This window comes from Streptomyces sp. NPDC089799 (assembly GCF_040684755.1).
Taxonomy (GTDB): domain Bacteria; phylum Actinomycetota; class Actinomycetes; order Streptomycetales; family Streptomycetaceae; genus Streptomyces.
In genome coordinates this window covers 42501-65176 of the sequence record NZ_JBFBGR010000023.1, presented here as the reverse complement: position 1 = coordinate 65176, position 22676 = coordinate 42501, and the positions used below count along the sequence as shown (strand labels likewise).

Sequence of the window (22676 nt, the reverse complement as noted above, 5' to 3'; positions counted from 1 at the left end):
GGCACGGCGTTCACGATCACAGCAAGGTCTCGTTGCTTTTGAGCCATCCGCCGTGATCTTCCCCGGGGGCCTCCGGCTGCCGCCGGTCGGTACCGCCCGGGGCGTCGCCCGTGCCGTCCTTCCCCTTGTTACTCACCAGGAAGTGGCAACTCGAACCACACTGTCTTGCCCGTCTTGCCGCGCCGGGTCCCCCAGCGCCGCGCCGAGACCGCCACCAGCTGGAGTCCGCGGCCGCCCTCGTCGTCGGGTGTGGCGGGCCGTTCGCGGGGCGGATCCGGAAGCGGATCGGAAACCTCCACCAGCAGGGAGGGGTCTTCCGCCTGGCCCTCGGTGGCCGGATAGCGCCTGATCAGCCGGACCCCGATGGGGCCGGAGGCGTACCGCAGGGAGTTGGTCACCAGCTCGCTGACCAGCAGGACGGTGACTTCGCAGAGGGGGTCGAGCCCCCAGGCCAGCAGCTTGCCGAGCACCGCGTGGCGGGCGGTCCGGACGGCACCCGGTTCGGCGGGAAAGGCCCACTCGGCGCACTCGCCGTCTGTCTCGATCACTCCGATCACTTCCCGGGCCGGCAGCGGACCCCAGTGCGGTTCTTCAGGGACGAGATGGGGACAATGACGACATACCCGATATTTCGGGCGTCCTACCGTCCGGGGGCCCATCCACCGGCGCACAGTGGCACGTACGGCCTACGGCATGCCCCTCATGCGCCCCCGGACGAGGCGGACGACCCGCCGGAAACGCCGGACCGGGTGGATGCCCCGGACACACCGGAAACGCCGGACCGGGTGGGCGTCGCACCGGCCCGCAGTCGGCGGCCGGCCTCGGCGACCGCGGGGCGGTCCTGGTCGAGCCAGTCCACGGAGTCCAGCTCGTCCGGGCCGAGCCAGCGCAGTTCGTCGTGGTCCTCCAGCGGCTCCGGCGCACCGGACAGCAGCCGAGCGGTCCACACGTGGAGCACCAGGCCGGGCTTCAGCGGCCATTCCCCCGGGATCCGCTCCAGCGCCTCGGTTTCGACGCCGAGTTCCTCGCGCAGCTCGCGCACCAGGGCGTCGGGCCCGCTCTCACCCGGTTCGGCCTTGCCGCCGGGCAGTTCCCAGCGGCCGGCCAGCTCGGGCGGCGCGCTGCGGCGGGCGGCCAGCAGGCGCCCCTCATGGAAAAGGGCCCCGCCCACGACCATGCGTTCAGTCATGAGCGGAGCCTACGCCGTTCCGGTCGGTTCAGTTGGTGGTGGCGGTCTGGCCCAGACGCTCGACCCAGTAGAGCTGCTTGTGTCCGCGGTCGTCGAGGCTGTCGACGACCTTCTGGGCCTCGGCCCGGGTGGCGTAGCGGCCCACCCGGTAGCGGTTGCCGTTGTCGTCCTGCCGTATGACCAGCCACGGGAGCAGGGCACCGCTGTCGTTCATCGCGCTTCACCCTCCGCCGATGTACCTGCCCAGGAAACCGCATTGCGCATATGCCTGAGCTTACGCCCGACCTTCACTCAGCGGATATGAGTTTTCACCAAGAGATACCTCACAGGCGTACGCATCCGGCCATGCGTACGAGTGGGCCGTGCGCGCCGGTGTGCGCGGCGCGAACGACCCACTGCGAAAAGACCGTTGGGACCCCCGGGTCCGCCGGGCCCAACGGGTCCACCGAACCCACCCGGGCCCGCCCGGGGGCCTATCTGACGGGCAGGTGGTACGAGAGGCGGTAGCGGTCCGCCGGGATCACGACGTCCGCGGTCTCCACGGCCCGCCCGGAGGCGAAGTACGTGCGCCCGATGACCATGACCACATGGCCCGGTACGCCGCCCAGGGCGTGCAGCTCGTCCGCGAGTCCGGGCCGGGCCCCGACCTCCTCGACCACGTTGTCCACGACCAGGTCGATCGCGGCCATCCGGTCGACCACGCCGCAGCCGCCGAGCGGACCCTCCTCGGGGAGCATCACCGGGGTCCGGCCGGTCACCGAGAGGGGCTCCCAGGAGGTGGAGAGCATCATCGGCTCGCCCGCGTCCCGGAAGACGTAGCGGGTGCGCATCACCCGGTCGCCGGGGGCGATGCCGAGCCGCCCGGCGATCGCCTCCGGAGCCTCGGCCTGCTCGCTGCTGGAGTCCCAGGTGCCGCGCGCACCGGCCTCGGCCTGCTCCTGGCGGAAGGGGGTGGAGCTGACGGCCGAGCGGTACGCGGAGCGGTACACCCGGCGCGGCACCGGCTGCTCGCGCACGTAGGTGCCGGAACCGGAGCGGCCCTCGACCAGCCCTTCGGCCATCAGGACCTTGCGGGCCTCCAGCGCGACGGTGTCGGAGACCCCGTACTCCTCCCGGATCCGCGCCTGCGAGGGGAGCCGGGCGTGCGGAGGCAGGGACCCATCGACGATCTTCCGTCGCAGATCCCCGGCGACGCGCAGATAGGCCGGCTGCTCACCGAAAGTCACGAGCCACTCCCCTCAGGTTGACAGACAGCTACAGCCTGACAACCAGCGGTTGAGCGCCGCAAGCAAGGGCCAGGGTTTCACTCGATGTGATGAAACGAGGTCACTCAAACCCGTTACCGAGGGTCACGCCGACTCGCGCGCCGGGCCGTCCCCGGGACCGCCCCCCGGACCGCCTCCCGAGCCACCCCCCGAACCGCCCTCCGACCCCCCGCGCCCGTCCTCGAACTCCTGCAGCCACTCCGGAACCCTGTCCGAGAGCCCCAGTTCCCGCCGCAGTCCCCGCTCCGCCTCCACCGAGAGCGCCGACAGCCCCGCGTCCCACTGCTCCTCGAAGGCGGTCGTCCCCTTCGCCCGCGCGGCCAGGGCCCAGGCGCGCCGGGACTCCCGTACGGCCTCCAGCTGGGCCGCCGCGGCCCGCCGCAGCTCCGACCGGCCCGTCAGCCCGCCCAGCGCCCGCTCCTCCACGGCCAGTGCCCCGTCCACCCGGCGGGCCCAGTCGCGATAGGCCGCGGGGGCCTGCTCCGGCTCGGGCTCCGGCTGGTCGGCGAGTACGAACTCCACCCGGTTCACCGGACCGAGGAAGGCGCGCTGGTCGGGCGTGAACCGCTCCTCGGGCTGCCGGACGCTCCCCCGGTGCTCCGTCCCGGTGGTGGCGATGACGCACACCGTCCTGCGGTCCCCGGCGCGCCAGCCCTCCCGGGAGGGTGCGAAGTAGTGGCTCTGCGCGTACGCGGGCAGCGCCCACGCGTCCATGGCGTAGCGGTCCTGGGCCTGCCAGCAGCGGTCGCCCGAGCGTTCGTCAAGCACGTCCTTCCCCGGGTAGGGGCGGCGCGGCTCGTCGAGGACCGCCGTGACCTCGGCGTCGTGCGGTTCGGCGCAGGCGACCGTGAACACCCTGGGGGTGGGGCCCTCCAGCCGGCCGCCCGGCACGTTGAAGCAGTCCCCCGCCCGCACCTCGCCGATGGACGCGGACGATCCGGCGGCCCCGCCCCGCCCGGAGCCGGACTCCCGCTCCAGGTCCTCCAGACCAGAGGCCAACTCCCGTCCCAGCAGCACCACTCCGGTGCCGGCCACCGCCACCGCCAGGGCGACCGCCCCGGCCACCAGCACCCGGGTGCGCCGCTTCCGCGGCGGCGGGCCGGGCGGGCTCCACGGGGCCTGACCGGCGGGGGCAATCCAGGGCGTCGGGTGGACGGGCGGGGCCCAGGGGTCGGGCGTCTGGTCGCTCACGGGTGCGAATGGTACGCAGCGGGGGCGGCCGCCGGAACGGTCGCCCCCGCATTCACTCGTTCACCGTGGTCAGAACTGCAGCGACCAGGCGTCGATCTTGCCGGTGTCGATACTGGCGTTGTCGCTCACCCGCAGCTTCCAGGTGCCGTTGGCGACCTCGCTCGAAGCGTTGACCGTGTAGGTCTGCGCGATGTTGTCCGTGCTGCCGCCGCTCCGGTTGTGCAGGGTGTAGGCGGTGCCGTCGGGCGCGATCAGGTCGACCTTCAGGTCACCGATGTAGGTGTGCTTGATGTCCACCGCGACCTGCAGGGAGGCCGGGGCGTTGCCCGCCACTCCGCTCACCGTGACCGGGGACTCCACGGTGGAGTTGTCGTTGATCGCGTAGTCCGCGGCGTTCTCGAACTTCGGGCCGGGCGGGTTGGTGCTGCCGGCGCCGACCCGGAGCAGCCGGTTCGGCGATCCGGTGCCGGGGCTGGTCACCACGTTGGGCGTGGCCGCGGCCACCAGGCCCGCGCTGACCTGGGCCGGGGTGCTGGACGGGTTCTGCGACAGGTACACCGCGGCCGCACCGGCGACGTGCGGCGAGGCCATCGACGTACCGGAGATGGTGTTGGTGGCGGTGTCGTTGGTGTTCCACGACGAGGTGATGTTCGAGCCGGGCGCGAACAGGTCCAGGATGGATCCGTAGTTGGAGTAGCTCGCGCGCGCGTCCGTGTTGGTGGTCGCGCCGACGGTGATCGCCTCGGCGACCCGGGCCGGGGACTTGGTACTGGCGTCGGTGTTCTCGTTGCCCGCCGCGACCGCGTAGGTGATGCCGGCGGCTATGGAGTTCCGCACCGCCGTGTCCAGGGCGGTGTCGGCGCCGCCGCCGAGGGACATGTTCGCCACGGCCGGCTTGACCGCGTTCCGGGTCACCCAGTCGATGCCCGCGACCACCTGGGCGGTGGTGCCGGAGCCCTGGTTGTTGAGCACCCGGACGCCGACGATCTTCGCCTTCTTGGCCACGCCGTAGGAGGTTCCGGCGACGGTGCCGGCGACGTGCGTGCCGTGTCCGTGGCCGTCCTGGGCGACGTTGTCGTTGTCGATGGCGTCGTAGCCGTTGAAGGCGCGGCCGCCGAAGTCGCCGTGGCTGATCCGGACGCCGGTGTCGATGATGTACGCGGTGACGCCCTCGCCGGCCTTGTCCGGGTAGGTGTAGCTCTGGTTGAGCGGCAGCGCCGCCTGGTCGATGCGGTCCAGGCCCCAGGACGGCGGGTTGGGCTGGGTGGCGCTGACGGTGAACGTCCGGTTCTGCACCACGGACTTGACGGCCGGGTCGGCGGCGATCTTCTTCGCCTGCGCCTCCGAGGCGGAGATCGCGTAGCCGTTGAGCGCGGCCTGGTACACGCGCTCGATCTTCGCGCCGTGGCGCTCCGCCACGGACCTGCCGCTCGCGAGGGTGGAGCGCGCGGCGGAGTCCTTCAGGATCACGATGTAGCTGTCGGCGACCGTGCCGGAGGCTCCGGCGTTCTCGATCACGCCTGCCGCGGCGGTTCCGCCGGCGGCCGAGGCCGGGAACGTGGCGGCCGCGCCGACGGCGAGCGCGGCGACGGCGATCGCGCTGACTCCGGCGAGCTTCCGGCGGGTGTGACGCATCACGGACATGTGAGGGGTCCTCCTCATAGGTGGTGCGCTGCGGGGGGTTTGCGACATGCCCATGACAATCGATTGCGCCGTTGGGCCGGTCGCCGCAAAAAGACTGACCCAGCATCAGGCGGTCCCACAAGGGGCGCACAACCGTGTAATGAGCGCGTCATGCAGATGCCACGATCCGGCAAAGCGCCGCTGCACACACGGCCTCCGGTGCCCAGCACCCGTTCCGGCCAAGCGGGCCGGGCCGCACCGTACGCCGCCCCGCGCGTCCGCCGTACGGGCGGCCATGGGATGAGGTGCACGGAGGCGGCCGGACCGGCCGGACGGACCGGGGTCGGAATCCCGCCACCGACGGAGCGCCGGAACCCCTGCTTCCGAAGTCACCGGCATCCGGACGGAGTTGTGCATGTTTCGTGCGCGCGCAATACGGCGCGGACACGGCGGCGGACCGGTCGCGCGCATGCGCCGGGTGGGGGTGGCGGGCGGGGTGGCGGCGACCCACGGGCCCGCGCGGCGGCGTTCATGTCGGAAATCCGCGGGACCCGCGCGGACTCCCCCTGGTCGAATGGCCCCATGACCACTCACGCGTCCCCCTCCCCCCAAGTCGCCGCCAGGGCCCGCGCCTTCGCCGCGCTGCACACTCCCGCCTCCCCGCTCGCCCTCGCCAATGCCTGGGACGTGGCCACCGCCCGGATCGTCCAGGCCGCCGGCGCGCCCGCCATCGCCACCACCAGCGCCGGAGTGGCCTGGTCCCTCGGCTCGCCCGACGGGGACGCGCTCGCCCGGGACCGCGCGCTGGACCTGATCCGCCGGGTGGTGGACGCCGTGTCCGTACCGGTCACCGCCGACATCGAGGGCGGCTTCGGCGCGGACGCGGACGCCGTCGGCGAGACGGTCACGGGAGTGCTGGACGCCGGCGCCGTCGGGATCAACATCGAGGACCGCCACCGCTCCCCCGCCGAGCAGGCCGAACGGCTGGCGGCGGCACGGGCGGCCGCCGACGCGGCCGGGGTCCCGCTGTACGTCAACGCCCGCATCGACACCTACCTCCGCGGGTACGGCGCGGACGGCCCGGCCCGCCTGGACGAGACCCTGGCCCGGGCCGCTGGCTACCTGGAGGCGGGGGCCAGCGGCGTCTTCGTCCCCGGCGTGCACGACCCGGCGACCGTGGCCGAGCTCGCCAAGGGCGTCCCGGCCCCGCTGAACGTCCTGGCCGGCCCGGGCGCCCCGGACGTCGCCGGCCTCGGGGCCCTGGGGGTGTCCCGGGTCAGCCTCGGATCGTGGGTCGCGGAGGCGGCGTACGCGCTGGTGAAGCGGGCGGCCGAGGAACTCCTGACGGGCGGCACCTACGGGGCACTGACCGACTCCCTGCCGTACGCGGAGCTCAACGCCCTGCTCAAGGGGGACGACCGACCGGGGGCGTGACCCGTCGGTCGAGGGGGCGGGGCGGATATTCGGATACCTGCATCCACCAACGACCATAGGATCCTGACGTGCCCACATCGAACGCTCCGGAGAGCAGCCCGGAAGCCCCGCCCGCCGCCGGGCCCGCAGACGCCACCGCCGACGCCACTGCCGACACCGACGCCGACACGGCCGGCACCGCCGCCCGCACCGCCTCCGGGGCCACCGCTCCGGGCTCCCGCAAGGTCACGGGTGCGGTCTGGGCGGCGCTCGGCATCGTCTACCTGGTCTGGGGATCCACCTACCTCGGCATCCGGATCGTGGTCGAGACGATCCCGCCCTTCCTCTCGTCCGGCATCCGGTTCATCACCGCCGGACTGCTGCTCACGGCCCTGGTGGCCTGGCGCCAGGGCCCGGCCGCCCTCAAGGTCAACGGCCGGCAGCTGGGCTCGGCGGTCCTGGTCGGCGTGCTGCTGGTCACCTGCGGCAACGGCTTCGTCGTACTGGCCGAGACGGACATCCCCTCCGGCCTCGCCGCGCTCCTGATCGCGGCCGTCCCGATGTGGGTGGTGCTGCTGCGGGCCGTCACCGGGGACCGGCCCTCGCCGAGCACGCTGGCCGGCGTCCTGCTCGGCATGGCCGGGCTCACGGTGCTGTGCAGTCCCGGCCTGAGCGGGGACGTGGGGCTGTGGGGCGTCCTGCTGGTGCTGGGCGCGACCCTGACCTGGTCGCTGGGCTCCTTCTCGTCGGGGCGCCTGCCCATGCCGGCCAACCCGTTCACGGCCAGCGCGTACGAGATGGTGGCGGGCGGTGTCGCGGGCCTGCTGGTGGGCCTCGTACGGGGAGACCTGCAGGAGTTCGACCCGGGTGCCGTGTCCACCGCCTCGTGGGCGGCGCTCGCCGGCCTGATCGTGTTCGGGTCGCTGGTGGCCTTCACCTCGTACGTGTGGCTGCTGGGCGCGGCACCGCTGTCACTGGTCTCCACCTACGCGTACGTCAACCCGGTGGTCGCCGTGGCCCTCGGGGCGCTGGTCCTCGACGAAGCGCTGACCTGGCCGATCGTGGTCGGCGGCGCGATCGTGGTGGCGGCGGTCTGCGTGATCGTACGGACCGAGCGGCGGAGCTGAGCCGACGGCAGGGGCCTGCCCGGCCGAGGGCGGTGCGTCAGCCCCGGGCGGCCCGTTCGTACAGGGCTTCGGCGCGGTCGTCGAAGAGGGCTGCGGTGGAGTCCACGTCGGTGTCGCCGCCGCTGAGCACCCCGATCAGCCGGCCCGGCCGGTCGGGGCCGCGGTCCGCGATCCACGGGCTGCCGCTGGTGCCCGTCCAGAAGCCGGCGCACTTGATGTACAGCATGTCCGGGTCGTCCTCGTCGTGGTCGGTCCGGGTGGTGCAGGAGACCGGCTTGTTCTCCGGGTTGTGGTCCTCCTCCGGGTAGCCGACCACCGTGACCTCCCGCTCGTACCCCGAGTGCCAGTCCGGCAGCGGGGCCCGGGTGCGGCCCACCACGTCCTGCAGGCTGCGGCCGTCCTCGTCCGGCTCGACCGTCAGGAAGGCGTAGTCCGCGGTGTCCTCGCCCCATTTGGACCAGCGGTCGTCGACGTGCACGGCGCTGACCCGCCACACGCCGAGCGGCTGCCGGCCGGACCCCTCACCGGAGAAGGCGGGGGCGAAGGACAGCTCACCGATGGCGAGACCGTCGTGTGCGACCTCGCCCGGTTCCCCGTCCTTGCCCTCCGGGGCCACGCAGTGCGCGGCGGTGGCGACCACGTTCCCCTTCGGGCTGTCGACCACGCTCGCCGTGCACCAGTGCTCCCCGTTGGCCATCAGCACGCCCACGGTCGGGAACGGGTGCTCGGCCGCCTTCCCGGGGCTGGGTTTGAACAGGGCCATCGTGACCATCGCCAGCGCCGCGGCCACGATCGCGGATATGCCCTTGCCCACGTGGCTCATCGGGCCCCGGGATCGGGGCTGGGTGCGAGCAGTACCTTGCTGATCCACTCCAGCGACCCCTCCCTCATGCCTCGTACGTACGACTTGCCGTTGTGCGATCCATCCTGGATCACCTGCAGGCGAGTGTGCACGGGGCCCCGGGTGAAGGTGCGCATGAACTTCTCTGCGATGTCCCGCCCGCCCTCCTTGGTACCGATCTGGAAGTTGAGGTAGACGTCCGGGCCGCCCGCCCTGATCAGTTTCTCGGCCAGCTTCTCCGGGTTGTTCTCGTCCATCGCCCGCCTGTTCCCCTTCCACAGCGGGGAGTCGGGGACGGTGTCGACCCCGCTGGCGATGACCGCCTTGAAGCGGTCGGGGTGCTTCAGGACGTGCTTGAGCGCGCCGAAACCGCCCGAGGAGGAGCCCATGAAGGCCCAGCCGTCACGGGAGGTGAAGGTGCGGAAATTGGCCCTGACGAAATCCGGCACGTCTTCGGCCATCCAGGTGCCCATCCTGGGCTGTCCGGGGATGTCCGACCCGTCGAAGTGGTGCTTGGTGTCGGCGTTGATCACCGGCATGACGAGGACGAAGGGCAGGCTGCGGCCGGCCTTGGCGCCTTCCGTGACGGCCTGCTGGAGCCCGAGGCCGGGGCCGGTCCCCCAGTAGTTGTTCGGATAGCCGCGTCCGCCGGGGAGTGAGATCAGCACCGGGAAGGCGCTGCGGGCGTAGGCCGGGTCGTTGTACTCCTTGGGGACCCAGACCCAGACGTCGCCGGTGAATCCGGACCTGCCGCCCTTGAGGGTGGTCTTGCCGATCTCGGTGCCGTCGGGCAGGCGGGCCTGGCGGACGAAGCGGGCGGCCGGGCCGGTGGGCATGCGGATGTCGGGGCCGGCGACGGGGTCCGCCGGATCGGCGGCCTCGGTCTTCCCGAAGCTGATCGGCTCGCCCGTGTCGCCGAACAGGTCGGCCCGGTACGCCGCCACACCGCCCCCGGCGGACAGGGCGAGCGCGAGCGCCCCGCAGATCAGGAGCAGACGCCTGCGACGGGGCCGGACGGCGGGGCCGGTCGGGCCACCCTGCTGGTCATGCTGCACGGAACTCTCCGATGGTTACCGATTGATCCCCCTTACACACGATAGGAGCCCGAAATCCCCTCGGGGGTTGCCTCCGGTGGTGCCCGGCGCGTCGGGAACGGACGTGGCGCGCGCCACTCGTGGCCGCCGGACCAGCCGAACGCGCCGCCGCCTGCACGGCCACCACCGGCTCCGGCCGCCCCGTGCGCAGCGGCAAGGTCCGGCGGTCGTCAACGCGGCGAACGGCGAATCACCGCTCCGGGACCGGGGCCTTCATCACCTTGCTGGTCTTCTCCAGGGCGCTCTCCTTCATGCCCCGGACGTAGTCCCAGCCGTTGTGGTCGCCGCCCCGGATCTCGTGGATGTCCACCTTGACCGGGCCCTTGCCGTACTTCTGCCTGAACTGGTCCAGCTTGGCCCGGCCGCCCTCCTTGGTGCCGTACTGGAAGTTGACGTACACCTCGGGGCTCCCCGGGCTGTCGATCATCTTCTGGGCCAGCTTCTCCGGGTTGTTGGCGTCCATCTCCTTCTGGTGGCCGCGCCAGAGGGGGGAGTCGGGGACGATGTCGGGGCCGTTCGAGATCACGGCCTTGAAGCGGTCCGGGTGCTGCAGGACCTGCTTGAGGCCGACGAACGCGCCGGAGGAGTTGCCCATGAAGGCCCAGCCGTCGCGGGACTTCCAGGTGCGGAAGTTGGCCTTGGCGAAGTCGGGGACGTCCTCGGCCATCCAGGTCCCCATCTTGGCGCGGCCGGGGATGTCGGAGCCGTCGTAGTAGTACTTGCCGTCCGGGTTGAGGACCGGCATGACCACGACGAAGGGCAGGCTGGTGCCCTTCTTGACGCCCTCGCCGATCGCCTTCTGCAGGCCGAGGCTGCGGTCGGCCCAGTAGTTGGCCGGGTAGCCGTTGCCGCCGGGGAGGGCGATGAGGACCGGGAAACCGCTCTTGGCGTACCGGGGATCGTCGTACTCCTTGGGCGTCCACACCCATACGTCGCCCTCGAAGCCGGACTTGGCGCCCTTGAGGCGGGTCTTGGATATGCGGGTGCCGTCGTCGAGCCTGCCGGTCTGCTTGAACGTCGCCGCGGGGCCGGTGGGCAGCGACAGGTCCGGGTCCCCGGACGGCGCCGGGGCGCTCCCGTCACCGGTCGCCCCACCGCCGGTCTTCCCGCCGCCGGCCGCGGACGGAGTGCCGTAACTCACCGTCTGGCCGTTGCCGTCGAACCAGTCCGTCTTCCAGTACGCCCAGCCGGCACCGCTGCCCGCGAGCAGAGTGACGACGAGCGCCGCGCCGATCCAGACCTTCTTGCGCGACCGCCGGGTTGGCGGCGGCTGCGGCGGCTCGTAGGCGTGATGCATCCGCGGCATCGGCTGCGTCCGGTCCATCTGCTGCGTCTGCTGCATCTGCCACGCCTGGGGCGGCTGCTGCGCCTGGGGCGGCTGGGGCGGGTACTGGTGCACGGGCTTCGCTCCGAAGGTCATGGCTGCCCCGCGCATCACGCCGGACAAACGGGTGGTCATCCCATTGGTCCTGATGCATCCATGCCCCGCCGGGTTGCAAATCCCGTCAAAAAGATGATGTGAATCCCCGATGAACGGGGCGCCCTTCCGGCCTCAGGGCCGGGAGTCGAGCAGTTCGCCGCACCGCCCCAGCAGCGTGACCAGCAGTTCCCGCTCCTCCTCCGTGAACGTCCCGGCGAGCGCCCGCTCGACCCGTACGGCCGCCTCGTCCGCCACCGCCATCACGGTCCGGCCCTCGTCGGTGAGCCGGGTCTCCAGCACGTTCCGGTGCCACTCGTGCGGGGTGCGCTCGATGAGTCCGCGCTCCTGGAGGTTCTTCAGCACGGTGTTCATCGTCGGCGGCGTGACCCCGCACATCCGGGCCAGCGCGGCGGCGGAGATCCCGGGGTTCTCGGCGAGGCAGAGCAGCGCGGCGTACTGAGGAACCGTTACTCCGGCCGGCTTGAGCGCGGCGTGCTTCGCCGCCATCAGAGCCTGCTCGGCGCGCTTGATGTGGGAGCCGATGCGCTCCTCGGCGGGCATGGAGGTCATGTCCGAATCATAAAGCCCTTGCAGGCATTAGAGCTCTAACATACATTCGCTTTCACATCGACACGAGAGGTCTGATCATCATGCGAGCACACCTGAAGCGCACGGCGGCCATCGCCACGGCCCTGCTGGCAACCCTGGCCGCCGCCCCCTCGGCGTCGGCGTCTGCACCCGCCCCGGCGTCCGTCCCCGCCTCGGCGGCCACGCATACGGCAGCTGCCGCCCGCCCCCACATATCGACTGCGTACGTCCTGCCGGGCGCGAAGGCCTATCCGGAGGGCATCGCCGTGGACGACCGCACCGGCGACGTCTACGTCGGCTCCTACGCGGACGGCACGGTCTACCGGGCCCGCCCCGGACAGCGCACGGCCGAGGTCTTCCTGCCGGCCGGCGCGGACGGCCGGGACACCGCCAACGGACTGCGCGTGGACGCCCGGGGGCGGCTCTGGGTGACCGATTCCACCACCGGCGTGACGGTCTACGACCCGGCCACCCGCACCCGCATCGCCCACTTCGAGGCGACGGGCGGCGAGCCCTTCTTCATCAACGACCTGACGATCACTCCGGACGGCACGGCCTACCTGACGGACAGCTTCCGCTCCGCCGTCTACCGGGTCACCCCCGCCGACCTGGCCCGCGGCACCGGCACGCTCGACGTGGCGTACGACCTGGACCTCCCGGCCGGCGCCATCACGCTGAACGGCATCGTCTCCGACCCGGCCGGCCGCTTCCTCCTCACCGTGGACATGACCGCCGGCGAGCTGTACCGGATCGACCTCCGCTCGGACGCGATCACCCGGGTCGACCTCCGGGGCGGGGACATGAAGGCAGCCGACGGCCTGCTCCTCTCCCCCGGCGGCACGCTGCGGGTGGCCCACAACACCACCAACACCCTCAGCCGCTGGCAGCTCTCGGCCGACGGCACCCGCGCCCGCCTCACCACCCGCCTGACCGACCCGTCCCTGCAGATCCCGACCACCCTGGCCCGCAGCCACGGCCGCACCCTGGTCGTCCGCTCCCAGTTCGACAAGGGTGGTCCCCTGACCCCCTCCACGGGCACCCCGACCACCTTCACCATCGCCGCGGTCCGCGGCCTCTGACCCACCCGGCGGCGCGTCCCCCGAGTCAACCGGAGGGAACGGGCGCGGGGCCGCTCTTGGCCGGTACACGCATCTCCGTGTCCGCTGCGCGCAATCCCCCTGCCGTGCCGGACCGAAGTTGTCCGCTGCGCGCAACCGGCTGTCCTCGACCACCGTTCCCCCCGGCCCTTCGCGCCTCTAGCGTGATCAGTGCGGAATCATTCCCGGGCCCGGGCGCTTCCTCCGCATCCGACATCCGTGTCCGATCCCTGGGAGTTCCCATGTCCTCGACAGCGACGACCGCGACGGCTCGCGGTTCGACGCCGGCCGGTGCAGCACCGCGCCGGCCCGGTCTCGTGCTGTTCATGGTCTGCGTCGCCATCTTCATGCTGATGCTCGACGCGATGGTCGTCTCGGCCGCGCTCGCCGACATCCGCGCCGACTTCGACGCCTCCATCGACGGGCTGCAGTGGGTGGTCGACGCCTACTCGATCCCGCTCGCCGGTGTGCTTCTGACCTTCGCCACGCTCGGCGACCGCTACGGCCGCAAGCGGATCCACACGGTCGGCATGGCGGTGTTCACCGCATCGTCGCTGGCGATGACGATGGCGGGCAGCATCGTGCAGCTCGACGTCCTGCGCGTGGTGCAGGGCATCGGCGCCGCCATGCTGTTCGCCACGGCGCTGCCCCTGCTGGCGGCCGCGTTCCCCGAGGCGGGTGCCCGGGCGAAGGCGATCGGCGTCTACGGGGCCGTGATGGCGAGCGCGACCGTCCTCGGCCCGGTCGTCGGCGGTGCTCTGGTCACCCAGTTCGGCTGGCGCTCGATCTTCCTCATCAACGTGCCGATCGGCATCGCGATGGTCGTCCTGGCGGCGAGGAAGATGCCCGAGACGGAGAGCGCCCAGAGCCACCGCGCCGACTGGCTGGGCTCCCTGCTGCTCACCGGCGGTCTGGTGGCCGCCGTGTTCGCCATGACCCGCAGCCACGCACTCGGCTGGACGTCCGGGACGGTCATCACCCTGATCGTGGCCGGGGTCCTCCTGCTGGCCGCCTTCCTGTTCTGGCAGACACGGGCCAGCCACCCCCTCTTCGACATCTCGATGGCGAAGAAGCCCGGCTTCACCGGCACCGCGATCGTGTCGGCGGCGCACATGGCCACGCTGATGGCCTCGTCCACCTATCTGGCGCTGTTCCTGCTGGGTCAGGGCTACACACCGCTGGAGATGGGGCTCCGGCTGATGCCGATCAGCGCCTGCGCGATGGTCGCCGCGGCCGTCACCCCCATCCTCGCCAAGCGGGTGCCGTTCGGGATCGGGCTGACCGTCACCATGGCCGTGGTGACCGTGGGCATGTGGCTGCTCGGCAACTACGGCCACGACGACAGCTGGACCCACTTCCTGCCCGGCATGATCGTCGGCGGTCTGGGCATCGGCGCGCTCACGTCGATGAACCAGGCGGCGTCGCTGACCTTCGCCTCGCAGGAGAACGCGGGCATGTCCAGCGCCACCTTCGCCACCCTGCGGCAGGTCGGCATGGCCATGGGCATCGCCGCTCTCGGCGCGATGTTCACCCATGTCGCCACCGACAAGGCGGAGTCCGGGCTCGCGGCGGTCCCCGGGATCGGAACGGTCCCGCAGGACCTCCAGGGCCAGTTCGTCGACCTGGTCGGGTCCGGGGCCGGGCACGAGGTGGTCGAGGCCGTACCGTCACAGTTCGCGGACGCCGTGCCCGCGCTGACCCGGGTCGCCGACAGCGCGTCGATCGACGCCCTGAACTCGGTGGCGAACCTGGGCACGATCATCGGCGCGGTCTCCGTGGTCATCGCGGCCACCGCCTTCGCGATCGACCGCCGCCGGGTCAGCCGGCGCCAGTCGCAGCCGACGGCTCCGTGAGCGTGGAGGGGGCACCGCTCCCGCCGAAGTAGGCGGCGGGAGTGGTGCCCATCTCGCGCCGGAACGCGGTGACGAACGCGCTGGACGTCGCATAGCCGACCGCGTGCGCGACCCGGGAGACCGGCTGTCCCATGCCCAGCATGGGCAACGCCGCGTTGAGCCGCTCGTACGTACGCCAGTTGCTGAAACTGGTGCCGGTCTCCGCGCGGAACCGGCGGGAGAGCGTACGTACCGACGCGCCCACCTCCCGGCTCCAGTGCTCCAGATCACGGGCGTCGGCGGGATCCTGCTTGATGGCCAGGGCGATCCGCAGGGCCAGCGGATCGGTGGGGAGAATGGTCGGGATCGCGGCGACCGAGATCGGCTTCAGCAGGTCCCACAGCAGGGCCGTGACCCGGGCCCGGTGCTCGGTGGTCCCGGTGCCGAGCTCCACCAGATGGGACAGCAGCGGTCCGACCAGCCCGGTGGCATCGACGACGGTGGGCACTTCCCAGCGCAGCGGGCACACGTCCGGTTCGAAGTAGAGCGACAGCATCTCGGAGGACGAGTGCGGGACCACGGCGTGGTCGAGACCGCCGGGAATCCACAGGGCACGCGAACGCTCCACCACCCAGCGCAGGTTGTCGACCTCGATCGTGAGCGGCGCACCCGGCGCCCACGTCAGCTGGTGCTGCGGATGATTGTGCGCGGGGAGGTTGATCCCCGGCTCCAGCGGCACGACCACGCTCACGACCGCGGCGGTCGCATGGTCCACGGCAACCCGCCCCCTGCCGTTCACAGCCCAGACTCCACTGTCGGCCCGCTTCCCCTAGTCACGCCCCCAGGGTCTCAGCCCCCCGCACCACGCTCAACCACCGCTCGACAAAGGAAGCAGGGCCCGCCCCCTGACGGAGCCGCACCCTTCCCCTGCGGTCAACAGCGGTAGCGCGCCGCGAGGATGACGATCTCCTTGCCCGTGACCGGACAGACCAGCCGGTGCTCGTCGTCGATCCGCCGCGACCACGCCACCTTCCCTCAAGTGGTACCCGATGACGTACCACTCTCGACGCCCCTACGGGCGGGCGCACCGGATCGCCGACCGTACGAGCACCACCCCGGCACGGACAGCGGTCAGGGGTCCGACCCCGAAGAGTCGAACCCCTTTTGACCTGCATGTTTGCCAGACCAGCGGCGTGCCGCAGGTCCCCTGCTACACGTTGAAGCGGAATGCCTGCGACCTGATCCTGACCTGCGGCGGAGCCGCATGCAGCCCTCTGACCAGGCATTTCCCCGTTGGTGTGCGTTGGGTCCCGACGATCGTTTACGGGTGTCGTGCGGACTGGCTGCGGACCGGCCGGGCGCGCCGAGGCCGTGGAAATCCATGGCATACCGACCGGCCCGTCGACGAGAGTGCGCAGGTGAACCACCGCTGCCCCTGGCCCTGCCCCGGGCACCGCGTGCTCGACGACATGCCCGGCTCGTACGGGATACGCCCTCGTGCTCGCCGGAATGTTGACCACAGTGCCTCCGCTTGCGGGAACGTCAGTCGAGGGCCTTCTCCGGCACGGCCGAAGCCTCATGGAACCCGACCTCGTTGAGCGAGCACCACTTCCAGATGGGATTCAGCACCAGTGGCTAGAACTGCGGAAGTCGCGCCTACCTGAGCCGGAGGCCGGCGCCCTCCAAGAACTCCGTAGCGATCCATCACGGTCCATGCGTAGGCGGCGAACAGCGACAGCACGGCGGATAGGCCGGCGGAGTCCAGTCCGATGCCCTGGAACCCAAGCGCAACACCGGAGCAGACCGAAAACGCCAGGAGCAGCACGCCGGCCGCTCGCCAGGGTTTGACGTCCCTCCCTTCCTCCAGGACATCGCTCACCGCGCCATCGTCAACGACCAAGCTCAGCGGCTCTTGGCGAGCCACGGCATTCATCAGGTCGACCACGCTGCTAGCCAGGGCTGCCAGCTGGCGCCGGTCTGTCAGCACGGAATCCATCGCCTCAGCGAACGCGCGATCAAGAATCGTCGCCCGGGCGACATCCCTCGCACGCCCCTGAGCACATCGCGGCAGTCCGAACCGCGCGTAACACACCAGTGCGCTTCGCAGCCTAAATGGCCACCCAATCGGTAAGTCATCCGAACGAGTGCGGGGACCACAGATTGTGTACACATGGCACACTCGGTACCCTTGAAGCATGACTCAGCCGCTGCCCATAGAGTCCATCCGCGACGTACGCGCTCACTTGGCCGAAGTCGTCGAACGGGCCGACCGCGACGACGTACCCACTGTCATCACCCGTCGCGGCAAGCAGGTTGCCGCCGTGGTCTCGATCGAGGTTCTGCGCAAGTACCAGGAGTGGGAAGAGCGCGAGATCAACCGCATCATCGACGAGCGCATGGCGAACCCGGCCGTCGGCGTCCCGATCGAGGACGTGATGAGGGAGACGCTGGCACGCAGTGAGTGACTACCGCACGGTATTCCGGCCCGAGGCCCAAGCCGAGCTGCGCAAGATCCCGCGCGACATGGCTCTTCGCATCCTGGCCAAACTGACAGAGCTGGAGAGCGACCCCTTCGGCTTCAACACCACCCCACTCGTATCCCAGCCTGAGCGCCGCCGCCTACGGGTCGGCGACCACCGTGTCGTCTACACGATCGACAACGGGGAACTGGTGGTGTGGGTCGTACACGTCGGACACCGCTCCACGGTCTACGACACGTAGCCGCTCCAGGTGTTGCGGACTGCTGCGGACAGCACAACGGCCTGACCCGCGTTCTCGCAGGTCAGGCCGTCTACGGGTGTGCGCTCAGACGTTGAAGCGGAACTCGACCACGTCGCCGTCCTGCATGACGTACTCCTTGCCCTCCATGCGGGCCTTGCCCTTGGCGCGGGCTTCGGCGACCGAGCCGCAGTCGACCAGGTCCGCGAAGGAGATGACCTCGGCCTTGATGAAGCCGCGCTGGAAGTCGGTGTGGATCACGCCGGCCGCCTCCGGGGCGGTCGCGCCCTGCTTGATGGTCCAGGCGCGGGTTTCCTTCGGGCCGGCCGTCAGGTAGGTCTGCAGGCCCAGCGTGGCGAAGCCGACGCGGCCGAGAGTGGCGAGGCCGGGCTCGTCCTGGCCGACCGACTGGAGGAGCTCCAGGGCCTCCTCGTCGTCGAGCTCGGCGAGGTCCGCCTCCAGCTTGGCGTTGAGGAAGATCGCCTCGGCCGGGGCGACCAGCGCCGACTGCTCCGCCTTGAAGGCGTCGTCGGTCAGCTCGTCCTCGTCCACGTTGAAGACGTAGAGGAAGGGCTTCGTGGTGAGCAGGTGGAGCTCGTGCAGGAGGTCGCCCTGCTCGGTGCCCTTCGTGATGCCCTTGGAGAAGAGGGTGTCGCCGGCTTCGAGGATCTTCCTGGCCTCGACGACGGCCGCGAGGACCGCGACCTTGTCCTTCTGGAGGCGGGACTCCTTCGTCAGGCGCGGCTCGGCCTTCTCGATGGACTGGAGGTCGGCGAGGATCAGCTCGGTGTTGATCGTCTCGATGTCGTCCTTCGGCGAGACCTTGCCGTCGACGTGGACGACGTTCTCGTCCTTGAAGGCGCGGATGACCTGGCAGATGGCGTCCGACTCGCGGATGTTCGCGAGGAACTTGTTGCCCAGGCCCTCGCCCTCCGAGGCACCGCGCACGATGCCCGCGATGTCGACGAAGTCGACCGTCGCCGGGAGGACCTTCGCCGAGCCGAAGATGCCCGCGAGGACGGCCAGGCGCGGGTCCGGGACACCGACGACGCCGACGTTGGGCTCGATGGTGGCGAACGGGTAGTTGGCCGCCAGCACGTCGTTCTTGGTCAGGGCGTTGAACAGGGTCGACTTGCCGACATTCGGCAGACCGACGATTCCGATCGTGAGCGACACGTTGGCGACTTCCCGTAGCTGCTGGAGGGTACGGCCCGGGCACGGGCCATCAGACAGTTTACGCGTGTCCCAGGGCCTCGAACCGGGGTGCGGGACCTAGCCTCAGGGGGTGGAGCAATACAGGGTGCGGTCAGATCATCACCCCGCGCAGCGACGGCAGCAGCGGCCCCCGGCGCCTCCGGCCCAGCGGCGGCCGCCGGGCGCGGTCGGCGCGGCGGCCGTACGGCCCCGGCCGCGGCCGGGCGGGGCGGGCGGGCCGGGGCGGCTGCCCAGACCGCGGCTGACCGGGCTGGGCGGCGGGCTGTTCGCCTGCGCCGCGATGGTGCTGGCGGGCGGGATCGACTGGCTGGTCTTCGACGTGTCCCTGATCGCGTACGGGGTGCTGTTCCTGCCGGTGGCCGCGGTGACCGCGCTCTGGGTGCGGCCGGCCGACCTGATCACGGCTCCGGTGTCGGTGCCGATCGCCTTCGCGGTGGGGGTGTGGCCGGTCGCGGGCGGGTCGGGCGGCTTCGGCGGGCAGGTGATGGGAGTGGTCACGGCACTGTCGATGCACGCGGGCTGGCTGTACGCCGGGACGCTGGTCGCGGCGCTGATCGCGCTGGGGCGGCGCGCGGTGTGGAGCAGCCGGCGCAAGCTGCGCACGGCTGCCCGCCGAGTGCCCGTGCAGGGCTGACGCCCCGACCCCGCTGACGGGGCCGCCCCCGCCCAGGGCCGCCGGCTGCGGCGGAGCAAGCCATTGCTCCGGTGGGGCGGGAGCGTTGCCTGCTGGGCGGCGTTCCGGTGTGCCCACCCGTTCCGCCCTGCGGAACGCCTGCCCACGCCTTCAGCAGCGCTAGTGGCCGTCCCGGGCGGCCATCGCCGCGCCGACGATGCCCGCGTTGTTCTGCAGCCGGGCCGGGACGATCTCCGCGCGGATGCCGGTGATCAGCGGGAGGAACTTCTCCGGCTTGCGGCTGACGCCGCCGCCCAGGATGAAGAGGTCCGGCGAGAAGAGCATCTCCACGTGGGCCAGGTACTTGTGCAGCCGCTTCGCCCAGTGCTCCCAGCTCAGGTCCCCGTCCTCCTTCGCCTTCACCGAGGCCCGCGTCTCCGCGTCGTGCCCGTGCAGCTCCAGGTGGCCGAGCTCGCTGTTGGCGACCAGGTGGCCGTCCGTGAAGAGGGCGCTGCCGATGCCCGTGCCCAGGGTGAGCAGGACGACGGTGCCCTGGCGGCCGCGCCCCGCGCCGTACCGCATCTCGGCGACGCCCGCCGCGTCCGCGTCGTTGAGGACCGTCACCGGCAGCCCGCCCAGCTCCCGGGAGAGCAGGGCCCGCGCGTCCAGATCGATCCACGCGTCGTCCACGTTGGCCGCCGAACGGGTGATCCCGTTCGTGACGACCCCGGGGAAGGTGATCCCCACCGGCCCTGCCCACTCGAAGTGCCGGACCACCTCTGCGACGCACCCGGCCACCCCCTCGGGGGTGGCCGGGTGCGGTGTCAGTACTTTGTGGCGCTCGGCCGCCAGCTCGCCCCGCGCCAGGTCCACGGGAGCGCCCTTGATGCCGGACCCGCCGATGTCCACGCCCATGATCTGCGTCGTCTGCATGGACATACCGTACGAAAGGAGCTACTTGTCTGCGACCAGTTCCGCCGCTTCGGCCCGCAGGTCGCGGCGCAGTTCCTTGGGCAGCGAGAAGGTGATCGACTCCTCCGCCGTCTTGACGATCTCGACGTCGGCGTACCCGCGCCCGGCCAGCCATTCGAGGACCTCTTCGACCAGGACCTCGGGGACCGAGGCGCCGGAGGTCAGGCCGATCGTCTCGACGCCCTCCAGCCACGCCTCGTCGATCTCGCTCGCGAAGTCGACCAGGTAGGCGGCCTTGGCGCCGGCGTCCTTGGCGACCTCGACCAGCCGGATGGAGTTCGAGGAGTTCCTGGAGCCGACCACGATGACCAGGTCGGAGTCCGCGCCCATCACCTTCACCGCGGCCTGGCGGTTGGAGGTGGCGTAGCAGATGTCGTCGCTCGGCGGCGAGACGAGGAGCGGGAACTTCGTCTTCAGCGCGTCGACCGTCTCCATGGTCTCGTCGACCGAAAGAGTGGTCTGGGAGAGCCAGACGACCTTGGACTCGTCCCGGACGGTGACCTTGTCCACGTCGTGCGGGCCGTCGACGATCGTGATGTGGTCGGGGGCCTCGCCGGAGGTGCCGATGACCTCCTCGTGGCCCTCGTGGCCGATCAGGAGGATGTCGAAGTCCTCGTTCGCGTACCGGATGGCCTCCTTGTGCACCTTGGTGACCAGGGGGCAGGTCGCGTCGATGGTCGCGAGCCGGCCGCGGGCGGCCTCCTCGTGCACCACGGGCGCCACGCCGTGCGCCGAGAACATCACGATGTTGCCGGGCGGGACCTCCTCCGTCCGCTCGACGAAGATCGCGCCCTTCTTCTCCAGCGTCTGGACGACGTACTTGTTGTGCACGATCTCGTGGCGTACGTAGACCGGAGCGCCGTACTGCTCAAGGGCCTTCTCTACGGCGATCACGGCTCGGTCGACGCCCGCGCAGTAACCGCGGGGGGCGGCGAGCAGCACACGGCGACGGGAGGCGGGCGAAGCGGGAGCAGTCATGTGGACCATCGTACGGCCGCGTCGCTGAGCCCGAAGATCGGTCCGCCGACAGAGACTGGGGCGGAATCCTGTTCACCCCCTCGCTCGGAGGAAGCATGGCGGAGGTCCGGGCGGAGGCCGGCGACCGCAAGGGCGGACTGCGGCGGAATCTCGGCTTCCGGGACCTGGTGGTCTACGGGCTGCTGTTCATCGCCCCCATGGCCCCGGTCGGCATCTTCGGCACCCTCGACGCCCGCTCGCACGGCGCGGTCGCCCTGGTCTACCTCTGTGCGACCGTCGCGATGGGGCTCACCGCGTTCTCCTACGCCCAGATGGTGCGGGTGGCCCCGCAGGCCGGGTCGGTGTTCACTTACGCGCGCAAGGGGCTCGGCGAGGGCGCGGGGCTGATCGCCGGCTGGATGGCGCTGCTGGACTACCTGCTGATCCCCGCGGTGGCCTACCTCTTCTCCGGGATCGCGATGAACGCGCTGGTGCCGGAGGTCTCCCGGTGGGTGTGGACGGCCCTGGCGGTGGTGGTGACCACGCTGCTCAACCTGTGGGGCGTACGGGCCGCCGCGCGCGTCGGCTTCGTCGTGCTCGCCATGGAGATCGTGGTGCTCCTGGTGTTCCTGGTGGCCGCGGTGACCGTGCTGGCGGAGGACGGCGCCCGGCGCGGCTGGCTGTCGCCGCTGACCGGGGACGGCTCGCTCGGGTTCAGCACGGGAGCGGTGCTGGGCGCGGTCTCGGTGGCGGTGCTGTCGTACCTGGGCTTCGACGCGATCGCGTCCTTCGCGGAGGAGGTCACCGGAGGCTCGGAGCGGGTCGCCCGGGCGCTGCTGTGCTGCCTGGCGCTGACCGGCGTGCTGTTCGTCGCCCAGACCTATCTGGCGGCCCTGCTGACCCCGGTCCCGGCGGCGGAGCTGGCGGCGGACCCGGCCCTGCAGGGGCCCGCCTTCTACGACGCGGTGGACGCCTCGGTCGGGCCGTGGCTGCACGACCTGGTGGCGGCGAGCAAGGCGGTCGGGGCGGCTTTCGCGGCACTGGCCGGGCAGGCGGCGGCCGGGCGGCTGCTGTTCGCGATGGCCCGGGAGGGCCGGCTGCCGCGCGTGCTGGCCCGCACCTCGGGCGGCACCCCGCGGGCGGCGCTGCTGGTGGCGGCGGCGATCACGCTGACCGCCGCGGTGTGGGCGGCCCGCCGGGACGACGGGCTGGACCACCTGGTCTCGGTGGTGAACATCGGGGCGCTGGTGGCGTTCACCCTGCTGCACGCCTCGGTGGTGGGGTGGTTCTGGGTGCGGCGGAAGGACGGTCCGCCCAGCTGGTGGAAGCACCTGCTGGTGCCGGTGCTGGGCGCGGCGGTGACGGTGGCGGTGATCGCCGAGGCCTCCCGGACGGCGCAGGTGGTGGGCGCGGTATGGCTGGCCGGGGGGCTGGCGGTGCTGGTGGCACAGCGGGGGCGGCGGACCGGGCCGGGGACCGGGCGGGCCAACGGGCCGGGAACGGGGCCCTGAACGAGGGGGC

General features: G+C 71.4%; 23 protein-coding genes and 1 pseudogene. 8 read left to right on the top strand and 16 right to left on the bottom strand.

The window, feature by feature from the left end:
- Positions 1–128: 128 nt before the first annotated feature.
- The 6 genes from AB0O36_RS24275 to AB0O36_RS24250 form a co-directional block, all read right to left on the bottom strand.
- Positions 129–557 carry an ATP-binding protein gene (locus tag AB0O36_RS24275; RefSeq protein ID WP_365113955.1) on the bottom strand — a complete coding sequence of 143 codons (429 nt, stop codon included), beginning with the start codon at positions 555–557 and terminating at the stop codon, positions 129–131.
- 143 nt (positions 558–700) lie between these two features.
- Positions 701–1189 carry a (deoxy)nucleoside triphosphate pyrophosphohydrolase gene (locus AB0O36_RS24270; RefSeq protein WP_365113954.1) on the bottom strand — a complete coding sequence of 163 codons (489 nt, stop codon included), beginning with the start codon at positions 1187–1189 and terminating at the stop codon, positions 701–703.
- 28 nt (positions 1190–1217) lie between these two features.
- Entirely contained in the window at positions 1218–1403 is a 186-nt protein-coding gene (locus AB0O36_RS24265) for an SPOR domain-containing protein (protein ID WP_365113952.1), read from the bottom strand.
- A gap of 259 nt (positions 1404–1662) precedes the next feature.
- On the bottom strand, positions 1663–2415 hold the full coding sequence (locus tag AB0O36_RS24260; protein WP_365113950.1) for a GntR family transcriptional regulator: 753 nt from the start codon (positions 2413–2415) through the stop codon (positions 1663–1665).
- Positions 2416–2538: 123 nt separating this feature from the next.
- Complete coding sequence (locus AB0O36_RS24255) at positions 2539–3645, bottom strand: septum formation family protein (protein WP_365113948.1); 1107 nt, start codon at positions 3643–3645, stop codon at positions 2539–2541.
- A gap of 69 nt (positions 3646–3714) precedes the next feature.
- Positions 3715–5289 carry a S8 family peptidase gene (locus AB0O36_RS24250; protein WP_365113946.1) on the bottom strand — a complete coding sequence of 525 codons (1575 nt, stop codon included), beginning with the start codon at positions 5287–5289 and terminating at the stop codon, positions 3715–3717.
- 561 nt (positions 5290–5850) lie between these two features.
- Here AB0O36_RS24250 and AB0O36_RS24245 point away from each other — a divergent pair.
- Positions 5851–6702, top strand: coding sequence for an isocitrate lyase/phosphoenolpyruvate mutase family protein (locus AB0O36_RS24245; RefSeq protein WP_365113944.1), 852 nt, complete (start codon positions 5851–5853; stop codon positions 6700–6702).
- Between the two features lie 254 nt (positions 6703–6956).
- Positions 6957–7808, top strand: a complete 852-nt coding sequence (locus AB0O36_RS24240; protein WP_365114060.1) for an EamA family transporter — start codon at positions 6957–6959, stop codon at positions 7806–7808.
- Positions 7809–7845: 37 nt separating this feature from the next.
- On the opposite strand, the gene AB0O36_RS24235 is transcribed toward AB0O36_RS24240, so the two are convergent.
- The 4 genes from AB0O36_RS24235 to AB0O36_RS24220 form a co-directional block, all read right to left on the bottom strand.
- Positions 7846–8622 (bottom strand): trypsin-like peptidase domain-containing protein, encoded by a 777-nt coding sequence (locus tag AB0O36_RS24235; protein ID WP_365113942.1) that lies wholly within the window; start codon positions 8620–8622, stop codon positions 7846–7848.
- Between the two features lie 5 nt (positions 8623–8627).
- A complete protein-coding gene (locus tag AB0O36_RS24230) occupies positions 8628–9704 on the bottom strand; it encodes an alpha/beta hydrolase-fold protein (RefSeq protein WP_365113940.1) in 1077 nt (358 codons plus the stop codon).
- Positions 9705–9933: 229 nt separating this feature from the next.
- Positions 9934–11049 carry an alpha/beta hydrolase-fold protein gene (locus AB0O36_RS24225; protein ID WP_365114058.1) on the bottom strand — a complete coding sequence of 372 codons (1116 nt, stop codon included), beginning with the start codon at positions 11047–11049 and terminating at the stop codon, positions 9934–9936.
- Positions 11050–11295: 246 nt separating this feature from the next.
- Entirely contained in the window at positions 11296–11733 is a 438-nt protein-coding gene (locus AB0O36_RS24220; RefSeq protein WP_365113938.1) for a MarR family transcriptional regulator, read from the bottom strand.
- An 80-nt stretch (positions 11734–11813) separates the two neighbouring features.
- On the opposite strand from AB0O36_RS24220, the gene AB0O36_RS24215 reads away from it, so the two are divergent.
- Complete coding sequence (locus AB0O36_RS24215; protein ID WP_365113937.1) at positions 11814–12830, top strand: SMP-30/gluconolactonase/LRE family protein; 1017 nt, start codon at positions 11814–11816, stop codon at positions 12828–12830.
- A gap of 260 nt (positions 12831–13090) precedes the next feature.
- On the top strand, positions 13091–14701 hold the full coding sequence (locus AB0O36_RS24210) for an MFS transporter (RefSeq protein ID WP_365113935.1): 1611 nt from the start codon (positions 13091–13093) through the stop codon (positions 14699–14701).
- On the opposite strand, the gene AB0O36_RS24205 is transcribed toward AB0O36_RS24210, so the two are convergent.
- The 3 genes and pseudogenes from AB0O36_RS24205 to AB0O36_RS24195 form a co-directional block, all read right to left on the bottom strand.
- Complete coding sequence (locus AB0O36_RS24205) at positions 14667–15455, bottom strand: AraC family transcriptional regulator (protein ID WP_365113933.1); 789 nt, start codon at positions 15453–15455, stop codon at positions 14667–14669. The two genes, AB0O36_RS24210 and AB0O36_RS24205, sit on opposite strands and share 35 nt — an antisense overlap.
- A gap of 158 nt (positions 15456–15613) precedes the next feature.
- A pseudogene (locus tag AB0O36_RS24200) lies at positions 15614–15706 on the bottom strand (type II toxin-antitoxin system YoeB family toxin); the annotation flags it as partial.
- Positions 15707–16256: 550 nt separating this feature from the next.
- Positions 16257–16676 (bottom strand): hypothetical protein, encoded by a 420-nt coding sequence (locus AB0O36_RS24195; protein ID WP_365113931.1) that lies wholly within the window; start codon positions 16674–16676, stop codon positions 16257–16259.
- Positions 16677–16875: 199 nt separating this feature from the next.
- Between AB0O36_RS24195 and AB0O36_RS24190 the strand changes: the two genes are divergently transcribed.
- Both AB0O36_RS24190 and AB0O36_RS24185 read left to right on the top strand, forming a co-directional pair.
- Positions 16876–17145, top strand: a complete 270-nt coding sequence (locus AB0O36_RS24190; RefSeq protein ID WP_361278718.1) for a type II toxin-antitoxin system Phd/YefM family antitoxin — start codon at positions 16876–16878, stop codon at positions 17143–17145.
- On the top strand, positions 17138–17401 hold the full coding sequence (locus AB0O36_RS24185; RefSeq protein WP_365113929.1) for a type II toxin-antitoxin system RelE/ParE family toxin: 264 nt from the start codon (positions 17138–17140) through the stop codon (positions 17399–17401). Before AB0O36_RS24190 ends, AB0O36_RS24185 begins: the two co-directional genes overlap by 8 nt.
- An 84-nt stretch (positions 17402–17485) precedes the next feature.
- On the opposite strand, the gene ychF is transcribed toward AB0O36_RS24185, so the two are convergent.
- Complete coding sequence (ychF, locus tag AB0O36_RS24180; RefSeq protein ID WP_365113927.1) at positions 17486–18574, bottom strand: redox-regulated ATPase YchF; 1089 nt, start codon at positions 18572–18574, stop codon at positions 17486–17488.
- 109 nt (positions 18575–18683) lie between these two features.
- Between ychF and AB0O36_RS24175 the strand changes: the two genes are divergently transcribed.
- Complete coding sequence (locus AB0O36_RS24175; protein WP_365113925.1) at positions 18684–19247, top strand: DUF6542 domain-containing protein; 564 nt, start codon at positions 18684–18686, stop codon at positions 19245–19247.
- 159 nt (positions 19248–19406) lie between these two features.
- Here AB0O36_RS24175 and ppgK read toward each other — a convergent pair whose 3' ends face one another.
- Together ppgK and AB0O36_RS24165 are read right to left on the bottom strand one after the other, a co-directional pair.
- The gene (gene ppgK / locus AB0O36_RS24170; RefSeq protein ID WP_365113923.1) at positions 19407–20159 is read right to left on the bottom strand and encodes a polyphosphate--glucose phosphotransferase; all 753 of its coding nucleotides are present in this window, start codon (positions 20157–20159) and stop codon (positions 19407–19409) included.
- Between the two features lie 21 nt (positions 20160–20180).
- Positions 20181–21185 carry a 4-hydroxy-3-methylbut-2-enyl diphosphate reductase gene (locus tag AB0O36_RS24165; RefSeq protein ID WP_365113921.1) on the bottom strand — a complete coding sequence of 335 codons (1005 nt, stop codon included), beginning with the start codon at positions 21183–21185 and terminating at the stop codon, positions 20181–20183.
- A gap of 86 nt (positions 21186–21271) precedes the next feature.
- On the opposite strand from AB0O36_RS24165, the gene AB0O36_RS24160 reads away from it, so the two are divergent.
- Positions 21272–22666 (top strand): APC family permease, encoded by a 1395-nt coding sequence (locus AB0O36_RS24160; RefSeq protein WP_365113919.1) that lies wholly within the window; start codon positions 21272–21274, stop codon positions 22664–22666.
- Positions 22667–22676: the final 10 nt, after the last annotated feature.